The organism is Actinokineospora auranticolor (assembly GCF_002934265.1).
Classification (GTDB): domain Bacteria; phylum Actinomycetota; class Actinomycetes; order Mycobacteriales; family Pseudonocardiaceae; genus Actinokineospora; species Actinokineospora auranticolor.
Genome location: NZ_PTIX01000005.1, coordinates 439,268 through 447,560, shown reverse-complemented (window position 1 = coordinate 447,560; position 8,293 = coordinate 439,268). Strand labels below are relative to the sequence as shown.

Sequence of the window (8,293 nt, the reverse complement as noted above, 5' to 3'; positions counted from 1 at the left end):
TTCCCTCGCCGCGCCCTGAACCGGGTCGCCCGAACTCGCGATCGTTCTCCTCGGTATCCGGCACCGTGAACGTCGTCCCGTCAACCGCTGTCAACAACCAATCCCCATACCACGCGCCTATCGTCTCCCGGCACGCTCTCGGTCGTATCACCGCCCGCACCGCGGTCTCCATCGGCTCCGAACCCAGACGACGACGAGCATCACCGATCGAACCGGTCGTCGGTACCCGATAGCCCTGCCCTCCACGACCGAACGCCGACATGAGAATCTTCATCGTCGACCGGTACGACTCATTCGGGAAAAGACACAAAGCAAGCGTGAAATAGAAGACCAACCGAGCAGGCAATGCGCGGGTCCGCTGTTCCCGACGCCAATACTGGTCAATGACCCGATCGACCAACTCCACCGGAAACGTCCGAGTCAGCACACCAACCGCAGCCCGGTCGGCCAGACCGCCGCCCTCGCGCACACCCAACCCAAGATCCACCACCGCAGGCTACAGCCCCGCCATGACCTAACCGACCGGCATTGCGCCTAGGCCGGCATCGCGGTCCCCTCGGGGAAAGGGGTCCCGGGCTCCTGGTCGAGCAGCACCGCCGGGTCGCCGAAGTTGATGATCCGGTAGAAGTCCTGCAGGTACTGGTAATCGCTGGCGAACAGCCCCTCGACGATCCGGGTGTTGACCCGACCGAGGTCGCCGAGTTCGGTGATCACCCGCGACAGCACGATCACGGTCACGAACGCCTCGTTGTCCTTGACCCTGGGGTCGCGCAGCGGCTCCACCTCGTCGCGCGCGCAGGCCAGCCGCATCACGCCTTCGCGGTGCAGCGTGCCGTCGTCGTCGAGGTAGCCCTTGGGCAGGGTGAACGGGTACTCGGTGCTCAGGCTCATTTGCGCACGAGCCCTTCGTGGGTGATGACGACCTTCTCCGTCGCCACGTCGTTGGCGCCCGCGTCGAAGTCGGCGCCGGACAGCTTGGACGGCCAGCCGTTGGTGAAGTCCCAGCGGGCGACCTCCTCCATCTTGGAGTTCTTCGCCACGATCGACCCGTGCCGCCGGGCCTTGTCGATGTCGCCGTCGATGACCTGCTTGCGCCACTCCCACAGCATGTTCGTGCTGTCGATGCGGCGTTCCAGGGTGATGTCGGCCCACTTCATGTTGCCCGGCTGCTTGCGGATGATCGTGCGGCCCTCCTTGTTCACCTCCTTGAACTCGATGACCTCGGTCTCGGACTCGATGCCGGAGACCTTGCGGAAGCTGCCGACCTCGACGCTGTCGATCTCCAGCACGAAGACGGCGGTGGTGGTCAAATCGGGCATGGGTGCGCCTCCCCGGCCTGGTTAATCGGTGGTCTCCGCGCCGCCCTGCCACTGGCTGGTGCGGAAGATGACGAACTCGGCGGGCTTCACCGGGGCGAGGCCGACGTCCACGACCAGCCGTCCGTCGTCCACCGACGCCACGGGGTTGTTCGATTCGTCGCAGGCGACGAAGTACGCCTGCTCCGGTGTCGCGCCGACCAGCGCGCCCCGCATCCACAACTGGTTGAGGAACGCGCCGACGGTGCGGCGGACGCGGGCCCACAGGTCCGGGGTGTTCGGCTCGAACACCACCCACTGGGTGCCGCGGCGGATGGACTCCTCGATGAAGATGAACAGCCGCCGCACGTTGATGTAGCGCCAGCTCTGGTCCACCGAGGCCAGCGTGCGCGCGCCCCACACGCGCAGGCCGTTGGCGCCGAACGAGCGGATGCAGTTGACCTGGTTGGGGTTGAGCAGGTCCTGCTCGCCGGTGGTCACGTCCGCGGCGAGGCGCGCGATGCCGCGGCACACCTCGTTCGCGGGCGCCTTCCACACCCCGCGCGCGGTGTCGGTGCGCGCCCAGATCCCGGCGACGTGGCCGCTGGGCGGGACGGTGACGAACCGGTCGGCGGGGGTCGCGCCGGGTCGGGCGAGCGGGTTGGCCACGACCAGGTGCGGGTAGTACGCGGCGCCGAAAGCGCTGTCACGGGCCAGGTCCTTGCGCCACTGGAGCGCGCCCTCGGCGTTGAGCCCCGGCGGGGCGTCGAGGATCGCCATCCTGGTGCCGCTGTTGGCGCACCAGTCGACCAGCCTGCCTTGGGCGGTGATGTAGAGCTCGGCGTCGAAGGACCCGTCGGCACGGGTGGCGATGGTGACCAGGTCCGGGACCGCGACCATCGAGACGTCCTCGGCGACCGCCAACCCCTGGTACCCGGTGCGTTTCGTCTCGGAACCCTCGAACTCCGACGGCGCCACGGCGGTCGCGGTCGGCGCGGGGGTGAGCTGGTAGCGGCCGGGGGCGGGCGCGCGGTCGGCCAGCGAGACGCCGGGGGTGTTGCGCACCTCGACCCGGATCAGGGTGGACTTGTCGTTGACGACCTTCTCCACCCCGCGCTGGCCCTTGCCCACGCTGACCCCGGGGAACTCCTCGGCGACCCGTCCGTCGACGAGCACCCGGAGCGTGAAGTCCTGGCCCGCGCCGTCCGGCCCGGCCTCGGCGACGGGTTCCACGGCCACCTCGTAGGTGGCCGCCGCGCCGATGACCTCCACCGACAGCGACTCGAGTTCCGCGTTGCCGGAGGCGGGCAGCGCGCGGCGGGGGGCGCCGTTGCCGTCGGGGCGCGGGATGCGCACGACGTAGCAGACGCCGCCGCCGTTCTCGAAGAAACCCCGTACCGCCAACGGGAGCAGGATGCCGGGGGCGCCGCCGGGGTGGCGCACAATGATCATCATGACCAACGGGGGATGGGGCGGCTACGGCTGGCACGGGTGGCAGGACGTCAGCGAGATCCGGAGGCTGTTGGCGGCGGGCGCCAACCCCGACGAGAGCACGGCCTGGTACCTACCGCCGCTGCACTCGGCCGCCGAGTGGGGAACCGCGCCGGTCGTGGCCGAACTCGCGGCCCGGGTCCACGACGTGGACGCACTGGCGGAGGGACGCACCGCGCTGTGGCAGGCCGTCGCCGCCAACCGCCCGGACAACGCGCGCGCGTTGGTGGCCGCCGGAGCCGACCCGCGACGGGACATGATGTCCGGCTGGTCCCCCGCCCGACTGAGCCTCGCGGGCCCCACCCCGGACCTGTTCGCCCAAGGTGGCTCGCTAACCCCCTCGGAGTCCGCGACCATCGCCGAACGACAGCGACTGGTCGCCGCTCTCGACGTGGAGCACATCGAGGGACTGGGCATCGCGTGTGTGGCGGACATCAGCGCCGCCGAGGCGATCCGCAGGCTGGACGCCGAGGTCGTGGAGTGCGACTACGAACAGGTGATGGGCCTGTGGATGGATGATCCCATCGGGGACGACACCATCAACACCATGTGGGTCACCGAGGTGCCGGGCGGGTGCGTGGTCGCGCAGCCGTGGGGGTACGGCCCGCAGATGCCGGTCGTCACCGGGCTCCTGTCGGTGGGCACGGTCTGCTACGGCATGTACGCCAACCCCAAGAGCGGCAACCAAGGCAGCATCATCCGCGACGGCGAGACGGTCGGCTGGGACCTCCATCCCGGTGGCGGTCCGGACGTGCGGGAGGACGTGCTGCTGTCGTACCTGTACTGGCACCACGCCCTGGCCTACTGCTTCGCCTACACCGGCCTCCGCCCCACCGACAGCCGTTCGATCACCGGACCACCCGACACCTGGATCCGCCTCCCCCAGCGCGACTACTGGGCTCGGGAGTAGGGCAGTCCACCCACGGCTCGGGTAGTGTCGTCCCCCGTGACGAAGGTCGTGATCCAGCCGTCTTACGGCAAGCCGGAGACGCGCAGGCACTGGGCCGACACCCTCGACACGCCCGTACCGTTCCACGAGCCGTCCTACTGGGACACCCTGGACCCCGGCGAGCGCGCACGGCTGGAAGACCTGCACCCCGCCGGGAAGGCCCACTTCTGGGGCGCGACGGACAAGCACGACAGGCGGATGGATCTGCTCGAACCCCGGGACGTGGTGCTGCTGACCGGTCAGCGGCACGTGCGGGCCGTCGGCCGGGTCGGGTGCGTGCTGCGCAACCCGGCACTCGCCCGCGCGCTGTGGCGACCGGATCCGCGCGACTGCCTGTGGAGCAACGTCTTCAGCCTGCTGGAGTTCCGCCGGACGTGGATCCCCTACGAGGAGATCTGGGCGTTGCCGGGCTTCACGACCGGGGACAACTTCATGGGGCTGCGCCTGCTCGACGCGACCAAGAGCACCGTGGTGCTGGCCGGCCTGGGCATCGAGCCCGCCGCCTGACGCGGTCACCTCGACCGGATCGCGCGGTCGTCGATCAACTGCGACGTCCTCCCGGGTACCCGGCCCGACGAGGGCCATTCACCTAGGTGACCCGCCACGGCCGCGCCTCGTCCATCAGCCCGATGACCCCCGACACCAACCGCAGTTGGTCGACGGTGCGGATGTCGGCTTCGAGGAGGTGGGGGGAGCACACGAGGATGGCGGCGGCCTGGGCGCGGGACAGGGCGACGTTGAGGCGGTTCCGGGAGAGGAGGAAGTCCAGGCCCCGGGGCAGGTCCGTGGCCGATGACGAGGTCATGGTCGCGATGACGACCGGGGCTTCCTGCCCCTGGAACCGGTCCACCGTCCCCACCCGCACCCCCGCGAAACCCGCCTTCTCCAGCGCGCGGCCGACGAGGCGGGTCTGGAGGTTGTACGGGGCCACGACGAGGATGTCGTCGTCCGCCAAGGGCCGGGTCTCGCCCCGGTCGTGCCACGGGCGGCCGTGCAGGGACGCCACGAGGTCGACCACCGCGGCGGCCTCCTCCGGCGACCCCGTGGTGTTGCCCTGGTGACCGACCTCCAGCACGTGCAGCCCGGGCGCGACGCCCGCCACCCGGCGGTCGGCGGCGGTGGGGTGGGACTGGAGGCGGCCCGCGTAGCTGAGCTTCGACACGGGCGCGCAGACGTCCGGGTGCATGCGGCGGGTCTGGTCGAGGAAGAAGCCGAGGTGCGGCGGGACGATGTCGGCGTCGCCGAGGAGGTGGCCGAGCGCGGACGCGTCGGCGCCCGCCGGGTGGGTGCCCTGCACGACCTGCGGGAGCTGCTGCGGGTCGCCGAGCAGCACGAGGTTGCGGGCGCAGGTGGACACCGCGAGCGCGTCGGCGAGGGCGAACTGGCCCGCCTCGTCGACGATCAGCACGTCGAACGGCTCCGCGCGCAGCGCCTTGTTGGCGAAGGTCCACGCCGTGCCGCCGACGAGGTGGCCGGTGTCGTGCTCGGCGCGCCAGCGGGACAGGCCCGGGTTGTTCTTGGGCTGCGCCCACGGGCTGTTCGGGTCCGGCGCCTTGCGGGGCCGCTTCGCGCACGGGAGACCGGGGGCGGCGTCGAGCGCGGCGGAGAGGACGTTCTCGACGGCCTTGTGGCTGGTGGACGTGACCCCGACGGTGCGGCCGGTGCGGACCAGGTGGGCGATGAGCCTGCCCGCCAGGTACGTCTTCCCCGCGCCGGGCGGCCCCTGGACGGCGAGCACGGAACCGTCGAGGGCGTCCACGGTCTCGATCACCGTGCGCACGAGGTCGGGGCCGGGGTCGGGCAGCGCGCCGCCGCCGCGCAGCCGGGGTGGGCAGCGCCGGAGCAGGTCGATACCGGGGAGCGCGGGTAGCACTGTTCCGTTGGCGCGGACCGGTTCGGGCGCGCCCACGATGTCCAAAAAGGACAGTTGGCCGAGCGGCTCGTCGGTGGGTTCGGCGACGGGGACCGGATTCCGCAGCGCGTGGGCGGTCTGCTGGGCCAGTTCGACGACGGCCTCGTCCTTGGGGGCGGGGCGCACCGGTTCGCCGGGCAGCACGGCCTGCGGCGGCCCACCGGTCGTGTCGTCCGGCGGCGCGGATTCCTCCAGCACCAGGTGTTCGGCGGAGGACTCCAGCACCCGCGCCTTGCCGTCGCCGTGGTCGTAGCGGAGGCGGACGTCGTCGCCCGGCGCGAAGGGGTGCGGCCGGTCCGGGTCGCACCGCAGGCGGAGGGTCCGTTTGGCACGGCCGTTGCGACGGGTCGGCTGGACCCACTCCCCCGCCTCCACCCGCACCGGCACCGCGCACGCCGTGTCGGCCTCGAGGTCGCTGAGCGGGGCGGCGAGCTGGCGGAAGAACTCCCACCACGCCGGGTTGGTCTCGCGCCGGTAGTAGCCGACGGAAGCGGCGAGGAGCGCGCGGGCCCGGTCCTCGGGGGTGAACTCGGCGCTGTCGTCGGGCAGGCCCTCGATGAGGGTGTCGACCAGGGCGGCCAGCTCGGCGGCCTTCCGTTCGCGCTCCTCGTCCTGGACCTCGCGCAGGGCTTCGTCCAGTTCGGACTCTTCCGCCGGGGGCAGCGTCTCGATGCCCGCCTCGACGCGAACCCGGTGCAGGAACTCGAAAAGGTGCTGCGTGGAGACGCAGTCGTACTCGTTGTAGTCCGCGATGCCGCGCAGCACCTCGTCCGCGCGATCGGTCTCGCCCGCGCCGACGAGCATCAGGTACTCCTCGTACGCCTCGATGCTCGACACCGCCGTCTTGACCTCACCCTCGCGGGCGGTCGGCATGTACAGCGGCTCCAACGCCTTGATCGAGTACGACCGCTGCGACACCCGCAGCGCCTTGCGCACCACGGCGTAGAGGTCGACGAGCGCGCGGTTGCGCAGGAGCGCGTCGACCTCCGCCTCGCGGGTGCCGTGGGTGGCGGCGAGCCGTTTGAGGGCGGTGGACTCATATGGGGCGTAATGGTAAATGCGCGCTTCGGGGTATTTCGTGAGCCGTTCGACGGCGAAATCGACGAATTCCTCGAACGCTCGCCGTTCCGCGCCTCGGTTGTGCGCCCAGAATGGCGTGAACTCGTTATCGGCGACCACGCCGAATAGATATTCGAGCCCGGTCCCACCCTCGGCGTACGGGTCGCCTTCCATGTCGAAGAAGAGGTCCCCCGGACTGGGCGCGGGCAATTCGGCGAGCGCCTGGGGGCCGACGACCTCGTAGGCGACCTCGCCGGTCTCGTCCTGGCGTACCTGGATGGCGGCCTGGGCGCGCAGGGCCGTGTAGGAGGCGATCGAGAGGCTGCCGGGCCGGTCGTCGGGCCCCGCGACGGCGAGGGCGTCGATGGTGGTGAACCCGGCGTCCCGCAGCTTGCGCCGCTGGTCACCGCGCATCCCGGCGACCAGCGCCAGGTCCCGGTCGGCCTCGCGCCCGGACGCGCAGTGCTCGGCGAACGCGCACCCGGAGCACGCAGGCCGCTCGTCGCCCCAGGACCGGTCGGGCAACCGGGGCTCGCGGCCCCGCAGCCGGTCGCGGAGCCTGCGCAGCACGGGCCGGAAGTCGTCCACCCGCAAGGTCACCTGGGTGCCGTCGCCGAGCAGGAGGTGCATATTGGGGCCGACGGGCCAGCCCGCGCTCGCGAGCGCGTCGGCGTACGCGGTCAGCTGGATGACGGCGGCGGGGCGGGCGTGCCGGGCGAGCTTGGTGTCGTAGACCTCGTAGCGGCCGTCGGCGTCGCGCATCAGGAAGTCGGCCCGACCGCTGAACTCGCCGTCGTGGAAAACCGCCTGGTAGACGACGGGCGCGGACGACCGCAGCGCCGCCACGGTCTCGGCGGCGGCGGTGACCGGGTCGTGGGCGGCGATCTCGATCACGGCGTGCCGCTCGCCCCGGAGCCGGGACAGGGTCGACCGCTCGTGCTCGCGGCCGTACTTGGCCGTGAGCCGGTCCCCGCTCGGCCCCGGCCGGGGCGCGCCCGCGACCCCGGCGGCGTGGGCCTGGGCCAGCACGCTGCGGTGCTCGCAGTCGAGCAGATCAGCCAGATCGGACGGGGTGTACATCGCGCGCCAGTCTCCCAGCGCCCCGGCCCGGCACCGGGGAGGACACGCCCGGGGCCACGGCGGAACCACGTCGCCCGCATCGGCTCTGCTTCCACTGACGGCGCCTTCCTACGGCAACTCCGCCACGCGGCGGTACTACCACGGCACCATCGAGGGGTGAGCGCGGCGACCCACGACAAGGTCCGCCAGGCCGTCGCCCAGTTGCTCGACCACGCCGTCTACAGCCCGCGTCCCGTCACCCGGTTGACCGCGCTGTTCCCGGAACGTCCCACGCCGGTCGACCTCGGCTACCTGCACCGGCTCGGCATCGACTGCCTGTTCCTCAGCGACAGCGGGACCTTCGACCGGCTGCCTGCCCCGCCCGCGCGGCGGGCCCACATGCTCCAGGTATGGCGCGGCGACAAACCGTAGGGGCAACGGTCACTTCCTTTGTGGACCACCTTGACACGTTGTTTCGCGCACGTTGCCAACCGGGCATCGTAATGCCGGAAAGCGAGCGGAGGCAAC

The 8,293-nt window shown here is 71.4% G+C and carries 8 protein-coding genes; 3 read left to right on the top strand and 5 right to left on the bottom strand.

Annotated elements, in window-relative coordinates; translation table 11 throughout:
* From CLV40_RS12655 to CLV40_RS12640, 4 genes are all read right to left on the bottom strand, one after another.
* Positions 1–487 (bottom strand): transposase domain-containing protein (locus CLV40_RS12655; protein WP_181043464.1); only part of this gene is annotated, 487 nt, incomplete at its 3' end.
* Between the two features lie 47 nt (positions 488–534).
* On the bottom strand, positions 535–891 hold the full coding sequence (locus CLV40_RS12650; RefSeq protein ID WP_104479037.1) for a hypothetical protein: 357 nt from the start codon (positions 889–891) through the stop codon (positions 535–537).
* Positions 888–1,319: a phage tail protein gene (locus CLV40_RS12645; RefSeq protein ID WP_104479036.1), complete on the bottom strand. Its 432-nt coding sequence runs from the start codon at positions 1,317–1,319 to the stop codon at positions 888–890. The genes CLV40_RS12650 and CLV40_RS12645 overlap by 4 nt, the downstream gene beginning before the upstream one ends.
* Before the next feature lie 21 nt (positions 1,320–1,340).
* Positions 1,341–2,750, bottom strand: coding sequence for a phage tail sheath family protein (locus CLV40_RS12640; protein ID WP_104479035.1), 1,410 nt, complete (start codon positions 2,748–2,750; stop codon positions 1,341–1,343).
* On the opposite strand from CLV40_RS12640, the gene CLV40_RS39450 reads away from it, so the two are divergent.
* Together CLV40_RS39450 and CLV40_RS12630 are read left to right on the top strand one after the other, a co-directional pair.
* A complete protein-coding gene (locus CLV40_RS39450; protein ID WP_104479084.1) occupies positions 2,749–3,696 on the top strand; it encodes an ankyrin repeat domain-containing protein in 948 nt (315 codons plus the stop codon). The genes CLV40_RS12640 and CLV40_RS39450 overlap by 2 nt on opposite strands.
* 36 nt (positions 3,697–3,732) lie before the next feature.
* Positions 3,733–4,242 (top strand): hypothetical protein, encoded by a 510-nt coding sequence (locus tag CLV40_RS12630; RefSeq protein WP_104479083.1) that lies wholly within the window; start codon positions 3,733–3,735, stop codon positions 4,240–4,242.
* A gap of 82 nt (positions 4,243–4,324) precedes the next feature.
* On the opposite strand, the gene CLV40_RS12625 is transcribed toward CLV40_RS12630, so the two are convergent.
* Positions 4,325–7,786 carry a TM0106 family RecB-like putative nuclease gene (locus CLV40_RS12625; protein ID WP_104479034.1) on the bottom strand — a complete coding sequence of 1,154 codons (3,462 nt, stop codon included), beginning with the start codon at positions 7,784–7,786 and terminating at the stop codon, positions 4,325–4,327.
* Positions 7,787–7,942: 156 nt separating this feature from the next.
* On the opposite strand from CLV40_RS12625, the gene CLV40_RS12615 reads away from it, so the two are divergent.
* Complete coding sequence (locus tag CLV40_RS12615) at positions 7,943–8,197, top strand: hypothetical protein (RefSeq protein ID WP_104479033.1); 255 nt, start codon at positions 7,943–7,945, stop codon at positions 8,195–8,197.
* Positions 8,198–8,293: the final 96 nt, after the last annotated feature.